The sequence below is a fragment of the Pseudobutyrivibrio sp. AR14 genome (genome assembly GCF_900101325.1).
Lineage (GTDB): Bacteria > Bacillota > Clostridia > Lachnospirales > Lachnospiraceae > Pseudobutyrivibrio.
The window spans coordinates 107,096-123,252 of record NZ_FMUY01000005.1 but is presented as its reverse complement, the minus strand read 5'-3'; the positions used below and the strand labels follow the sequence as shown (position 1 = coordinate 123,252).

9 protein-coding genes are annotated in these 16,157 nt (G+C 40.3%); all 9 read left to right on the top strand.

Translation table 11 applies throughout. The annotated features are described in order from the left end of the window. The first annotated feature begins 15 nt into the window (after positions 1-15). The 9 genes from BLP50_RS06060 (at position 16) to BLP50_RS06020 (ending at position 16,149) form a co-directional block, all read left to right on the top strand. Entirely contained in the window at positions 16-816 is an 801-nt protein-coding gene (locus tag BLP50_RS06060; protein WP_090152557.1) for an MBL fold metallo-hydrolase, read from the top strand. Between the two features lie 182 nt (positions 817-998). Further along, positions 999-1,274, top strand: a complete 276-nt coding sequence (locus BLP50_RS06055) for an ACT domain-containing protein (protein WP_090152555.1) — start codon at positions 999-1,001, stop codon at positions 1,272-1,274. A gap of 48 nt (positions 1,275-1,322) precedes the next feature. Next, on the top strand, positions 1,323-2,687 hold the full coding sequence (locus BLP50_RS06050) for a PFL family protein (protein ID WP_090152552.1): 1,365 nt from the start codon (positions 1,323-1,325) through the stop codon (positions 2,685-2,687). Positions 2,688-2,881: 194 nt separating this feature from the next. Further along, positions 2,882-4,999 (top strand): HD domain-containing phosphohydrolase, encoded by a 2,118-nt coding sequence (locus BLP50_RS06045; protein ID WP_090152549.1) that lies wholly within the window; start codon positions 2,882-2,884, stop codon positions 4,997-4,999. 27 nt (positions 5,000-5,026) lie between these two features. Continuing rightward, positions 5,027-8,644, top strand: a complete 3,618-nt coding sequence (locus BLP50_RS06040) for a hybrid sensor histidine kinase/response regulator (RefSeq protein ID WP_090152546.1) — start codon at positions 5,027-5,029, stop codon at positions 8,642-8,644. A 30-nt stretch (positions 8,645-8,674) separates the two neighbouring features. Beyond that, on the top strand, positions 8,675-9,706 hold the full coding sequence (locus tag BLP50_RS06035) for a S66 family peptidase (RefSeq protein WP_090152543.1): 1,032 nt from the start codon (positions 8,675-8,677) through the stop codon (positions 9,704-9,706). Positions 9,707-9,825: 119 nt separating this feature from the next. After that, entirely contained in the window at positions 9,826-10,239 is a 414-nt protein-coding gene (locus BLP50_RS06030) for a DUF4190 domain-containing protein (RefSeq protein ID WP_090152540.1), read from the top strand. 17 nt (positions 10,240-10,256) lie between these two features. Next, complete coding sequence (gene ileS / locus BLP50_RS06025; RefSeq protein WP_090152537.1) at positions 10,257-13,415, top strand: isoleucine--tRNA ligase; 3,159 nt, start codon at positions 10,257-10,259, stop codon at positions 13,413-13,415. Positions 13,416-13,692: 277 nt separating this feature from the next. Next, a complete protein-coding gene (locus BLP50_RS06020; RefSeq protein ID WP_090152534.1) occupies positions 13,693-16,149 on the top strand; it encodes a glycogen/starch/alpha-glucan phosphorylase in 2,457 nt (818 codons plus the stop codon). Positions 16,150-16,157: the final 8 nt, after the last annotated feature.

Sequence of the window (16,157 nt, the reverse complement as noted above, 5' to 3'; positions counted from 1 at the left end):
AAAGGATTTTAGGTAATGGATTTTTTTAGTATTGCAAGTGGTAGCAGCGGAAATTGTATTTGTGTTGGAGATGACAGCACTCATGTAATGATAGACGCTGGAATTTCTGGAAAGCGCATTGAGGCAGGTATGAATCAATATGATTACACCACAGCTGATATGGCGGGGCTACTTGTCACCCATGAGCACTCTGACCATGTGGCAGGGCTTGGAGTGATTTCCAGAAAATATCACATTCCAATCTATGCAACTGCTGGTACCATTAGGGCAATACGTTCTATGAAAAGCCTCGGAGCTATTGATGACACACTTTTTCATGTTATCAAGGCTGATGAGGATTTCTCTATAGGTAGTCTAAATATTCACCCTTTTAAGATTAGCCATGATGCTGCAGATCCAGTTGCATATCGTATAGAAAATACTAAATCTAAGGTTGCAGTCTGCACTGACTTAGGTTATTATGATGGCTATATTGTTGAAAATTTAACAAATCTGGATGCTATGCTTTTGGAAGCAAATCACGATATTCATATGCTTGAGGTGGGGGCTTACCCATATCCGCTCAAGCAACGAATCCTTGGAAAATACGGACATCTTTCAAATGAAGCCAGTGGTCAGTTGCTTAGTCAGGTGCTTCATGACAATATTAAGCATATATTTTTAGGGCATCTCAGCCATGAAAATAATTACCCTGATTTAGCTTATGAGACAGTTCGCCTTGAGGTTACCATGGACAAGGCGACACCATATTCAGGCTCAGATTTCGATATCACCGTCGCATCACGCTCGGAGGTATCCGAACGCGTAATCGTATAATATGTAACTATGTGAGTAAGTTGGTAGATAACAATTGTTGACCTCGTCAGTAGGTAGCAAGCTCTTAGATTTCTCAAGGGAATCGTTTTAGATGACCGGAGAAATACTAAGGCTTGTTGCCGTAACTGACAAGTAGGTCAAGGATTGTTATCGTAACCAACGTAGTATAGAAAGGGAAAAAAATGGAAAACAAAGTTATTATTACTGTAGTTGGTAAGGATACTGTAGGTATCATTGCTCGTATTTGTACTTATTTGGCTGAAAATGGTGTGAATGTACTTGATATTACACAGACAATTGTTCAGGGATTCTTCAACATGATGATGATTGTTGATATTGAAAAAGCTACAAAGAATTTTGGAGATATTCAGAAGGATTTAGAGAGCCTTGGCAACGAAATCGGAGTTCAGGTAAAGGCACAGAAGCAGGCAATCTTCGACGAAATGCACCGTATTTAATTTACATGGGTGCAACTTTCCCGTATTCACTATAAGGAGTAAATTTTCATGGTAACTTTAAAAGAGGTAATTGAGACTAATAAGATGGTGGAGGAGCAGACTCTTGATGTCCGCACAATCACCATTGGTATAAGCCTTCTTGAGTGCATTGACTCAGATCTTAAGAAGGTTAATGAAAATGTATATAACCGCATCACTACTGTAGCTAAGGATTTGGATAAGGTAGCTAAGGAAATCGAAAGAGACTACGGTATTCCTATTGTTAACCGCCGTATTTCAGTTACTCCTATTGCTCTTATTGGTGGTGCTGCTTGCAAGAAGCCAGAGGATTTCGTTACACTTGCACATACTCTTGATAAGGCAGCTGAGGCTGTTGGAGCTAATCTTATCGGTGGTTACTCTGCTCTTGTTTCAAAGGGTATGACTACAGCAGATGAGATGCTTATTCGTTCAATTCCACAGGCTCTTTGCGAGACTGAGAGAGTTTGTAGTTCAGTTAATTTAGCTTCTACTAAGACAGGTATCAACATGGATGCTGTTCGTCTCATGGGAGACATTCTTCTTCAGGTTGCAGATCGTTCAAAGGACAGAGATTCTGTTGACTGTATGAAGCTTGTTGTATTCTGTAATGCTCCAGACGACAATCCATTTATGGCTGGTGCATTCCACGGTGTTACTGAAGCAGATGCTATTATAAATGTTGGTGTTTCAGGCCCAGGTGTTGTTAAGAAGGCTCTTGAAAAGGTTAGAGGAGAGAATTTTGAGGTTCTCTGCGAGACAATCAAGAAGACTGCTTTCAAGGTAACACGTGTTGGACAGCTTGTTGCTCAGGAAGCATCTAAGCGTCTTGGTATTCCATTTGGTATTATTGATCTTTCCCTTGCACCTACTCCAGCAATCGGAGATTCGGTAGCAGATATTTTATGTGAAATCGGTCTTGAGTATGCAGGTGCTCCAGGTACTACAGCTGCTCTTGCTATGCTTAATGATCAGGTTAAGAAGGGCGGAGTTATGGCTAGCTCTTATGTAGGTGGTCTTTCAGGTGCTTTCATTCCTGTTTCAGAGGATCAGGGTATGATTAATTCTGTTGAGGCTGGTGCAATCACACTTGAGAAGCTTGAGGCTATGACTTGTGTTTGCTCAGTAGGACTTGATATGATTGCTATTCCTGGTGATACTCCAGCAACTACAATTTCAGGTATGATTGCTGATGAGATGGCACTTGGTATGGTTAATCAGAAGACTACAGCTGCAAGACTTATTCCAGTAATTGGCAAGACTGTTGGTGATACAGTAGAGTTTGGTGGATTATTTGGTTATGCACCAATCATGCCAGTTAATAAGTTCTCTTGCGCAGACTTTGTTAACAGAGAGGGACGTATTCCAGCTCCTATCCATTCATTTAAAAATTAAAAATTTTTTAGACGACCGGTTAACTGGTCGTCTTTTTTTGATATAATAGGGATGTGTGCATTGCAATTACAATTTTGTTGTGAGAATACAATAGATTATGGCAGGCCATAATTATGAATAGTAACTGTTTATTCACAATTGATGGCAAGGGGTTTGCTATAATTTATATGATTAAATAGTAGGGGCTATAAATAATGAGTAAAATTTCAAAGGCTAGGCTTATGATGATTGCCACCATTGCAGGTGGTATTCTTGTAAACGTTGTTTTTGCATTCTTGGCTTCTAGACTCAATTTTCCCATTTATTTAGATGTTATAGGGACTATTGGAGTTGCCTTTATAGCAGGCACTCTACCAGCTTTGATTGTGGCAGTGTTTACAAATCTTTTTTGCGTCATTTTTGATGGTATGGCTATGTACTATACCTTAATTAGCATGTTTATAGCTATTATTTCTTCATACTATAGTACAGATAGAGATAATAAAAAAATTTCTAACATAATCAAATTTACATTTCTAATTGGTCTTCTTGGAGGCGTTCTTGGAGCAAGTATTCAATTGTTGCTTCTTGGTAAGCCTGAGTTTGCATCAGTTTCAGATGCATGTGATCTGCTTACTTCTTCTATTGGAACTAATTACTATTTTAACTTTTTCCTTTTAAATTCAGGCTTAAATATTGTTGACAAGGGTATTGCTGTTTTTGTGGTACTTTCAGTTGTCAAATTCATTCCAGTTAAAAAGATAAACACACTTAGAAATCTCGGTTGGAAGCAGAGGCCTCTTTCTAGGGAGACAATGAGAAAATATGGGGCATTAAGCAAGAAAAGCGGAAAGCTTCAGAGAAGATTTACCAGACTTCTTGTGGGAGCAGCGGTAGCTATTACTATTGTCATGGTACTGATTAGTATGAGCATTTATTTTGAACATACTAAAAAGGAATATACTTTAAATGCTCATGGAGCTGTGCGCCTAGCGGCAACTGAAATAGATGTAAACAGAATCGAAGAATTTTCTAAGCGAGGACAGGAGTCTAAGGGCTATGTTGAGACAAAGCTGCGCCTTACTGCTGTTAAAAATAACTATCCTGGAATTAAGCATTTATACGTCTACATTATTAGGGAAGATGGATTACAGGTTGTATTTGATGTAAATGATTTGGAAGAAACTGAGGATGCCTTTGGAAAGGTGATTCCTTTTGATGAGGCATTTGTTCCATATATTGATAGACTTTTGGCGGGAGAGGAAATTGAGGATATCCAGTCTGGTCAAACATTTGGCTGGCAAAATACTATCATGCATCCAGTTGAAGATGCAGATGGTGTTACGAAATGCTATGTGAGAGCAGATGTATCTATGGATATTATTTCCGATTTCATCAAGGAGTATTTGATTAGAATTGTTCTGATTTTTACAGGCTATTTAGCTGTAATATTGGCTATCGGCCTATGGGTTTCCAGATATTATCTTGTTCATCCTATTAATGCTATGGTTGATTGTACCAATAGTTTTATGTATGAAATGGATAATCAGGCTGTTCTTCAGGACAATGTTAAGAAAATCAAGAGACTTAAGATTAAAACAGATGACGAGCTAGAAAATCTTTACAATGCTCTTTGTAAGATGACGGAGGATACTGCTGAGCAGGTCAATGACATTCGCTATCAGAACCAGACTATTAACCAGATGCAAAATGGTCTTATTGTGACCATGGCTGACATGGTGGAGAATCGTGATTCTGACACAGGTTATCACATTCAAAAGACTGCAGACTACGTAAGGATTATCCTAGAGGGACTTAAGAAAAAGGGCTACTATGAAGGTAAGCTCACTCCAAAATTCATGAATGATGTAGTAATGTCTGCGCCACTTCACGATATTGGAAAAATAAACATTTCAGATACTGTATTAAATAAGCCAGGCAAGCTTACTCCTGATGAGTATGAGATTATGAAGACTCACACAACGGCTGGCAAGAACATTATGGAGAAGGCGATTAATACAGTTAAGGGTGAAAACTACCTAAAAGAGGCTAGGAACATGGCTGCATATCACCATGAGTGGTGGGATGGAAATGGATATCCAGAAGGTCTAAAGGGCCAGGTGATTCCACTTTCAGCTAGAGTAATGGCAGTGGCAGATGTGTTCGATGCTCTTACTTCAAAGCGTATATACAAGGAAGCAATGCCTTTTGAAGAGGCTATCGATATTATCAAGCAGGAATCAGGGACTCATTTTGATCCAAAGTGCGTAGAAGTATTTGCAGAGGCAGAAGAAGAGGTTAGGTTAGTACTTAGAAGATATCAAGAGGACTGACGTAAGAGGGGCTAAAGGGGGATTCATATGATGAATAAAAAGTTTGCTAAATATATAGGGGCATTTGCGCTGGCCATGGGACTTACCATGGGCAGCTTTGTTGCTTTTGCTGATGACATCCCTGAGACTGAAACGGCGTCTCGTTTTGGTGGCGGATATGCGGCATCTAAGCAAATATTTGGGGAAGGTTATGCAGCACAGCTATATGATGCAAACAATGGAATGCCAACATCAGATGCCAGTTGCATTTTGGCAGATAAAGATGGCTATATTTGGATAGGAAGTTATAGCGGCATTATCAGATATGATGGAACCAATTTTGTGAGAATGGATTCTTCAAAGGGACTTACTAGTGGAAAGACTCTTTTTGAAGATAAATCAGGCAAAATCTGGGTAGGAACAAATGATAATGGTGTAGCTGTAATATCTGGGGAAGATATTAAACGTTACACATATAAAGATGGACTTCCTTCATCTTCAATTCGTGGCTTTGCAGAGGATAAAAATGGGATTATCTATATAGCAACAACTGGTGGTATTTGCTATTTAGAAGATGGCACCATTAAAGTTATGGAGGATGAGGACCTTAAAAATTGCTATATCAATAGAATCTACTGTACCAGACAAGGCCAGATTGTAGGTGCCACTAAAAATGGAGAGTTGTTCTTAATAAAAGATAAAAAATTAGTTTCATTTAATGCTGGAGAAAGTCTTGGTATAGGAAAGATTACTTCTGTCTATGCAGAAGATAGTACTGATGACTATATATACGTAGGTAACGACCAAGGAAAAGTATATGCTGGCTTTTTTGGCGCAGATGGAAATACTTTTGACGTGAATGTAGAAATGGATGTGTCACCTGCTCTTAATGTAAGTTGGATTTCTAGAGAATGTGAGACTATTTGGGCAATTGCTGACGACAAGGTAGGGTATTTTGATCCAAGAGGCAAGTATAGATTGGTGGAGCATTTGCCAATAGACAGTTCCATTGAGATGGTTGAGTCTGACTATCAAGGAAATCTCTGGCTAGTATCCACAAGGCAGGGCGTGGCTAAGATTGTGACAAACAATTTCCAAGACATAACTGACATGGCTGGCATTGAGCCTGAGGTTGTTAACGCCACATGCTTATACAGGGATAACCTATATGTTGGCACAGACAAGGGGCTTCGAATAATTGATATCAAACGAATGGAGCCTGTAGAAAATGAGCTGACTGAATATATTGGAGATACAAGAATCCGCTGCATTTTAAGAGATTATTGGGATGACCTTTGGATTTGTTGCTATAACAATGCAAAGGGACTAGTTCATTATTCCAAAGATGGAGTCATTACTAATTTCAATGAAGAAAATGGCTTTATTAGCGATGGAGTTCGATGTGGAATTCTTGCAGCTGACGGCCGAGTTATAATTGGTACCAATAAAGGTGTTGCAATTATGAGAATGGGCCAGCTGGAGAAGACCATAACAGAGGAAAACGGTATGGACAATATCGTTATTCTCACAGTAGAAGAGGGATTCGACGGAGAAATACTTGTGGGCACCGATGGCGGTGGCATGTATAGTGTGGTTGATGGTAAGGCAAAAAAGATTACCAGGGAAGATGGCCTTACCTCTGATGTAATTCTTCGAATAAAAAGGGATGAGAAGCGAGGCATATATTGGATTATTACTTCAAATTCAATCCAATATATGAAGGATGGAGTTGTATACGAAATCAAGAATTTCCCTTATTCAAATAACTTTGATATTTATTTAGATTTAGAGGATAATGCATGGGTTTTAGCCTCAAACGGAATATATTGCGCCAATGCAAATGACATGATTCAGAAGGAAACTTTTGAATACAGATTCTACAATAGTGATACAGGTCTTACAAGTGTTCCAACAGGAAATTCATTTAGTGAGTTGGATGGTGGAAATCTGTATATAGCAGGTCGAAGCGGCGTAAACAAAGTATATATTAATAATTTCTCCCACCATACAGGAAGAATTAAAGTGGCAGTAAAAAGTATAGTGGTGGATGATAAGGAGATTAAACCTGATGAAAATGGTACCTATGTGATTCCAGCCACAGATGGACGTATTCAGATTAATGCATCTATTGTTAATTACAATCTGTCCAACCCATTGATACATATGTATCTTGAAGGGAATGAGGATTCAGGTATAACAGCCAATCAATCAGATATGTCAGCCCTTGAGTATACAGGCCTCAAATACGGAGATTACAAGCTTCATATTCAGGTTCTAGATGAGAGCAATGGTACTTTATATCAGGATGAAGTCTTTTTAATTGAAAAACAGCCAAAGCTTACAGAGCTAATGGTGTTTAGGGTTCTTATAGTTGCTCTTATTGCAATAGTGGTAGGCCTTTTGGTATGGAGAGTCATGACAGGGACTGTTATTCGCAGACAGTATAGAGAAATTCAGGCTGCCAAGGCGGAAGTGGAGAAAGCAAACTCTGTTAAGTCCCGATTCCTTGCCAATATGTCTCATGAAATTAGAACCCCTATCAATACCATTATGGGTATGGATGAAATGATGATGCGTGAGGATGCTAGCGATATACCTGCCTCTTATCACAGGGCAATGATGAATTATGCTTCTGGCATTAAGTCTGCATCAGAATCACTTTTGAAGTTAATCGATGATGTACTTGATATGTCACGAATCGAATCTGGAAAGATACATCTTGTTGAACAGGATTACAATCTGGAGGAAGAAATTCGTAACATGATAAAAATGATACGTACAAGGTGTGATCAAAAGGGATTGCTTTTCAATATTGATGTAGATGATAGGTTGCCAAGAGGCTTGTATGGAGATATTGGAAAGTTAAAACAGATTAATTTGAACCTCCTTTCTAACGCTGTAAAGTACACCAAAAAGGGAAGTGTTACCTTTAAGGTGGGACTAGAGGATTTGGATGGAGATAGCTGCATCATTAAATTTGCAGTAAAGGATACTGGAATTGGAATTAAAAAGGAAGATATTTCCAAGGTATTCGAGGCCTTTGAGCGACTGGACGAGGAAGAAAATAGTGGAATACAAGGAGCAGGTCTTGGCCTTGATATATCACGCCAGTTTACAAAGCTTATGAAAGGTGACTTGAAATGCACCAGTGTATACGGCGAAGGCTCTGAGTTTACACTTATTGTTTACCAAAAGGTTGTGGATGCCACACCAATCGGTAGATTTGTTGAACAAAAGGAAGAATATAAGACTGGTTCTTACAAGCCACAATTTATTGCACCGGATGGAGCAGTTCTGGTGGTTGATGATAATTCCATGAATCTTGCTGTAATCAAGGGACTTTTGACATCGACTAAAATGTTTATATCCACAGCTCGCTCAGGTGAGGAATGCCTAGACAAATTAAAATCTACCAACTTCAATGTGGTGTTACTTGACCACTTTATGGAAGGCATGGATGGTGTTGAAACTATGGCTAAAATCAGGGATAGATATCCGGATTTGCCAGTGTTTGCAATCACAGCTAATACAGAAGCTGGAGGCGAGGAGTTCTACCTATCAAAGGGATTTACCGGATATTTTTCAAAGCCTATAGATGGTCAGTTGCTTGAAAAGACAATTAGAAAATATTTGCCTGATGATATCGTGGAGGATATGGTACAATAAGTCCAATTAGGCATACAAGGAGAATGATAAATGCGATATCCAGCTTTTTTGAAAGATAATGGAACTATAGGACTTGTGGCACCATCCTTTGGATGTGCAGATGAGCCATACAAAAGCTGTATGGATGCAGCAGTTTTACGATTTGAGAATATGGGCTACAAGCTTGTAGAAGGCCCTAACTGTAGAAAAAATGATGGTATAGGAATCAGCTCTACACCTGAAAACTGTGGCAAGGAGCTTACAGATTACTATGTAAGTTCAGACAATGACATGCTCATAGCTTGTGGTGGTGGGGAGCTCATGTGTGAGACCCTAGACTATGTGGATTTTGATGCTATAAAATCAGCAAAGCCTAAGTGGTATATGGGCTATTCTGACAATACCAATTTTACATTTTTACTAAATACAATTTGTGATACAGCATCTATCTATGGACCAAGCATTGGCGCCTTTGGACAGGAGGATTTGCATCAGGCTCTCATAGACACAATTGATGTTTTCACAGGAAAAAAGCAGAGGGTCACAGGCTATGATTCCTTTGAAATTGAATCTCTAAAAGATGAGGAGCACCCTTTTGTATCCTACAATCTTACGGAGAAAAAGGAACTTAGACTTTTTATGGGAGAGGCTGAAGTTAATCGCCTGCCAGAGTTTAAGGGAATTATCACTGGCGGCTGCCTAGATTGTCTGGCTAATTTAGTTGGCACCAAATATGACAATGTGGCTGCATTCAATGAAAAATATAAGGAAGTCATCTGGTTTGTGGAGGCCTGTGAATTAAATACAATGTCAATTCGAAGAGCTCTATGGAATCTAGATAGAGCGGGCTGGTTTAAGAATGCCGCCGGCTTCATCATTGGCCGTCCTCTTGCAGCATGGAAACAGGACCTTATGGGGCTTGACCAGTACAAGGCAGTGACAGCAATTCTTGGCAAATATGGCAAGCCAATCGTAATGGATGCAGATGTAGGACATCTGGCGCCGGCTATGCCGATTATCTCCGGAGCATATGCCACTGTAACGGCTGATGCCAATATCGCCATAGATTTTACTTTGAAATAACTGTGATGCCACTAGCAATAAGAATTCATTCTTATGCTGGTGGTTTTTTCTTGTAAAATTAAGGGTAAAAGGGTAAGATAAATAAGATTGGATAATTATAAATAATTTTAGGAGAGAATATGAACGAGGATTACATTTTCGAGGAGGAAGATGAGGTAAAAGTACCACCTGAACCCACATCTTCTTACACCCCAGTAACACCTCCTGGACCTAAGAAAGGACTAGCTGTTACAGCTATGGTTTTAGGTGTTGTTTCACTGGTATTTTTCTTATTTGTGTTTAATATTTTGACTGGAATATCGGCTATTATTCTTTCAATCGTTTATCTGGCTGTCCACAAGGGCAAGGACGGAAAGATAATGGCAGTAGTAGGATTGATCACGGCGGTACTTAGCTTGGTTCTATTTTTTGCTTCCGTTAGTTTAATCCTTGGAAATATAGATCATATAAGACCAGCATCATATGATTTGATGAAAATATCTGGTATGGAAGTTGATAGTGATTATGATTTAGACGTACAGGATACGTTATAGAAAGGAATTTAGGTTTTATGTACAACAAAGTCGATGCAAGCCTGAACTTCGTAGAAAGGGAGAAACAGGTGCTGAAATTCTGGGAAGAGAATGACATCTTCCAGAAGTCAATGGATTCAAGAAAAGAGGGAGAGACATATACATTTTATGATGGACCTCCAACAGCCAATGGTAAGCCACATATTGGTCACGTTGAAACAAGAGCCATCAAGGATATGATTCCAAGATATCAGACAATGAAGGGCAAATTTGTTCCTCGTAAGGCTGGTTGGGATACACACGGTCTTCCAGTAGAGCTTGAGGTAGAAAAGCTTCTTGGTCTCAATGGCAAAGAGCAGATCGAAGAGTACGGAATGGAGCCTTTCATTAAGAAATGTAAGGAGTCTGTTTGGAAATATAAGGGAATGTGGGAGGATTTCTCAGGCACAGTTGGTTTCTGGGCTGATATGGACAATCCTTACATCACATATGATGACAATTTCATCGAGTCTGAGTGGTGGGCACTTAAGACAATCTGGGACAAGAAGCTCCTTTACAAGGGATTCAAAATCGTTCCTTATTGCCCACGTTGCGGTACTCCACTTTCAGCACAGGAGGTTGCTCAGGGCTACAAGACTGTTAAGGAACGCTCAGCAATCGCTCGTTTCAAAATCAAGGGTGAGGATGCATACTTCCTTGCTTGGACAACTACACCTTGGACACTTCCATCTAACCTTGCACTCTGTGTTAATCCAGTAGAGACATACATCAGAGTTAAGGCAGCAGATGGTTACACATACATTCTCGCAGAGGCACTTGCTGACAAGGTACTTGGCAAGCTTGCTAAGGAAGAGGGCGAGAAGGCATACGAGGTTCTTGAGACATACAAGGGAACAGACCTTGAATATAAGGAATATGAGCCACTTTTCGAGTGCGCAGGCGTTGCAGCTGAAAAGCAGCACAAGAAGGCTCACTTCGTAGTATGCGATGATTACGTTACTATGTCAGATGGTACTGGTATCGTACATATTGCTCCTGCATTTGGTGAGGACGATGCTAAGGTAGGCCGCAAATATGACCTTCCTTTCGTTCAGTTCGTAGACGGCAAGGGTGAGCTTACAGAAGAGACTCCTTACGCTGGTCAGTTTGTTAAGGATGCAGATCCTAACGTCCTTAAGGACTTGGATGCTAAGGGACAGCTTTTCGAGGCTCCTAAGTTCGAGCATGAGTATCCACACTGCTGGAGATGCGATACTCCACTTATCTACTATGCTAGAGAATCATGGTTCATCAAGATGACTGAGGTTAAGGATGACCTGATTAAAAATAACAACACTGTTAACTGGATTCCAGATTCAATCGGTAAGGGACGTTTCGGCGATTGGCTTGAGAATGTTCAGGACTGGGGTATTTCTCGTAACAGATATTGGGGAACTCCTCTTAATATCTGGGAGTGTCCAGACTGTGGTAAGCAGATTTCAATTGGTAGCCGCAAGGAGCTTGCAGAGCTTTCAGGTAGATCTGATGCAGAGTCTATTGAGCTTCACCGTCCATACATTGATGAGGTTACATGTAAATGTCCTGATTGCGGTGGCACAATGAAGCGTGTACCAGAGGTTATTGACTGCTGGTTCGATTCAGGTGCTATGCCATTTGCTCAGCATCACTATCCATTTGAAAACAAAGAGGTATTTGAGCAGCAGTTCCCTGCTAAGTTCATTTCAGAGGCTGTTGACCAGACACGTGGATGGTTCTACTCACTTATGGCTGAGTCTACACTTTTATTCAACAAGGCTCCATATGAGAACGTTATTGTACTTGGCCACGTTCAGGATGAGAATGGACAGAAGATGTCAAAGTCTAAGGGCAATGCAGTAGACCCATTTGATGCTCTTGAGAAGATGGGCGCAGATGCAATTAGATGGTACTTCTACACATCTTCAGCACCATGGATTCCAAAGAGATTTGGTGAGAATGCAGTTATGGAAGGCCAGAGAAAGTTCCTTGGAACACTTTGGAATACATACGCTTTCTATATCTTATATGCAAATATTGATGAGTTTGATCCTACTAAGTACGAGCTTGATTTCAGCAAGCTTGCAGTTATGGATAAGTGGATTCTTTCTCGTCTTAACTCAGCAATCAAGGCTGTTGATGAGAACCTTGGTTCATACAAGATTCCAGAGGCAGCACGTGCTCTTGATGAGTTCGTAGACGACTTATCTAACTGGTATGTTCGTCGTTGCCGTGATAGATTCTGGGCAAAGGGAATGGAGCAGGACAAGATCAATGCTTACATGACTCTTTACACTTGCCTTAAGGATATTGCACTTGCATCAGCTCCAATGATTCCATTTATGACAGAGGAGATTTACCAGAATATGGTTCGCTCAGTTGATAAGACTGCTCCAGAATCAATTCACCTTTGTGATTTCCCTGTTGTTAATGAGGCATTCATTGACAAGAAGCTTGAGGATGACATGGATGAGCTTCTCAAGATTGTTGTACACGGTCGTGCATGTAGAAATACAGCTAACATCAAGAACCGTCAGCCAATCGGTCAGATGTACATCAAGGCTGAGCATGAGCTTGATGGTATGTATGTAAGCATTATCGAGGATGAGCTTAATGTTAAGAAGGCTATATTTACAGATGATGTTTCATCATTCACATCATACAGCTTCAAGCCACAGCTTCGTACAGTGGGACCTAAGTATGGCAAGTTCCTTGGTGGTATCCAGAAGGCTCTCGCTAGTCTTGATGGCAATGCAGCTTACGCAGAACTTAAGGCAAATGGGGTTATTAAATTGCCTGAGGTTGATGCATCTATCGAGCTTGCAGAGGAAGACTTACTTATCTCTATGGCTCAGACAGAGGGCTTTGTAGCAGATGGAGACAACTACGTAACAGTAGTTCTTGATACAAATCTTACACCAGAGCTTCTTGAGGAGGGATTCGTTAGAGAAATCGTTTCTAAGATTCAGACAATGCGTAAGGAAGCAGATTTCGAAGTTATGGATCGAATCACAGTTTCTTACGAATCTTCTGCTAAGATTAAAGACGTATTCGAAGCTAACAAAGATGTTATCGCTGGTGAAGTTCTCGCCGACGAAATCGTCTGTGGTGTGAGTGGAACACACACTAAAGAATGGAATATAAATGGTGAGAAGGTAACACTTAGCGTAACACGTCGCTAGCCATTAGTCTGTGGTACACACGATACTATGGTTCGCTCGTTACGCTCTCAAGCCTTAGATATTGCCTGCGTCGACTACATGTCTCCTGCGGCAACACTAAGAGCTTGATAGCTACGAGCTAATTAGCTCGTAAGAAGTGTATAAATAGCTGGTAGGCATCAAGCTCTGAGATCTCTCAAGCGAGACGTGTTGTCGAGCGGAGAGATACTCAGGCTTGTAGACGTAACCAGCGAGAGACCAGCTGAATGCGAGCGGAATTTAGATAGGGGGTTGAGAAATGAAGAGACAAATGCCAAGTACTAAGGAGATTGAGCGCGAGATCCAGGATCGTGTGAAGTCTATGTTTAGGAAGGACTTTGAGGAAGCCACTAAGGAGGAAATCTATAGGGCTTGCGCAGAAGTTGTCAACGACGTAGTCATTGATAACTGGCTCACCACTCAGAAGGAATTCAACAAGCAGGATCCTAAGTGCGTATATTACATGTCGATGGAGTTTCTTATTGGTAGACTTCTAGGTAACAACATGATTAATATGCGTGGCTACACAGAGGTTATGGATGCTCTCGATGCATTGGGCATAGATATCAATGAAATCGAGGATCAGGAGCCGGATCCAGCTCTTGGTAATGGTGGTTTAGGTCGATTGGCAGCATGTTTCTTGGATTCTCTTGCCACCCTAAGATACCCTGCCTATGGCTGTGGTATTAGATATCACTATGGCATGTTCAAGCAAAAGATTGAGGATGGCTATCAGAAGGAGGTTCCTGATGATTGGCTTCAGACCAGATATCCATTTGAGCTTGAGCGTCCAGAATACGAATTTGAAGTTAAGTTCGGTGGTTGGGTGCGCTATGAAAGTCAGCCAGACGGGACTACAAAATATATACATGAGGGCTACAATTCTGTAATTGCCACACCTTACGATATGCCAGTTACTGGCTTTGATAATGGTATGGTTAATACCCTTATGATTTGGGATGCTAAGCCAAAGGAAGTATTTAGACTTGCTTCATTTGAGCGTGGCGACTATAACAAGGCGGTTGAGGACATGAATTTGGCTAGAAACCTTACTGAGGTTTTGTATCCAAACGACAATCATGTTCAGGGCAAGGAGCTTCGTTTAAAGCAGCAGTATTTCTTTGTTTCTGCTTCATTGCAGAGAGCTCTCAACAAATATTTCCGTTATCATCATGACATTATGAAGCTTCCTGAAAAGGTAGTATTTCAGATGAATGATACCCATCCAACCCTTACAGTAGCTGAGCTTATGCGTCTTCTTATGGATGAGCATGGACTTGGCTGGGATGATGCATGGGAAGTTACAACTCACTGTGTGGCATATACTAACCACACTATCATGGCTGAGGCCCTTGAAAAATGGCCAGAGGAAATCTTTAAGGGATTGCTTCCTCGTATTTACATGATAGTTGAGGAAATTAATCGTCGTTTCTGCGAGGAGATTAGAGCGAAGTTTCCAGGTGATGAGCAGAGAATTCATCGTATGGCTATTTTAGCTGATGGACAGGTTAAGATGGCGCACATGGCTATCGCTGCCAGCTTTAGTGTCAACGGTGTTGCTGCCCTACATACAGAGATTCTTAAGAATGTTTCTCTACACGACTTCTATGAGATGTATCCAGAGAAGTTCAACAACAAAACTAATGGTATTACCCAGCGTCGTTTCTTGATGCATGGTAATTATAAATTGTCTGATTGGGTTATTTCCAAGATAGGCAGAAGTTGGATTACAGATCTTTCCAACATGGAAAAGCTTGAGAATTATCTTAATGATAAAAAGTCCCTAGATGAATTTATGGAGATAAAGCTTGAGAATAAAAAGCGTCTTGCTAAGTACATTTGGGACCACAACAAGGTAAATGTAGATCCAAATTCAATTTTTGATGTACAGGTTAAGCGATTACATGAATATAAGCGTCAGCTTCTTAATATTTTGCATGTAATGTACCTTTACAATCAAATAAAAGAGAATCCAGATATGGATTTCTATCCAACCACATTTATTTTTGGAGCTAAGGCATCTGCAGGTTACGAGAATGCTAAGCTCATAATAAAGCTTATTAATAATGTGACTGCTGTTATCAATAACGACAAGTCCATTGATAACAAGTTAAAAGTTGTATTTATAGAAGACTATCGCGTATCTAATGCTGAGTGGATATTTGCAGCAGCAGATGTTTCTGAGCAGATTTCTACTGCATCAAAAGAGGCATCAGGTACAGGTAATATGAAGTTCATGCTTAATGGTGCTGTCACAATTGGTACAATGGATGGCGCCAATGTTGAGATGTACAATGAGCTAGATGGAGAGAATATTTTCATCTTTGGTATGAGCTCTGACGAGGTTATAGCTCATGAGAAGAATCATGACTACAATCCAGTGGATGAGATGAACAATAATCCTCATATTCAAAAGGTTTTAGGTCAGCTTATTAATGGCTACTATAGCATTGATAATCCTGAGTTATTTAGACCGATTTACAATTCACTTTTGAATACCCAGTGTACTGAAAGAGCAGATATGTATTTCGTTCTGAAGGATTTTGCCTCATATTGTGAGGCACATGAGAAGATACAGGCCGCTTACAAGGACAGAGAGAAATGGGCAAAGATGGCCCTTTCAAATGTAGCCCATGTTGGCAAGTTCTCTTCTGACAGAACTATTCAAGAATATGTAGATGATATTTGGCATCTTGATAAGCTAGAACTTAAGTAACTTAGATG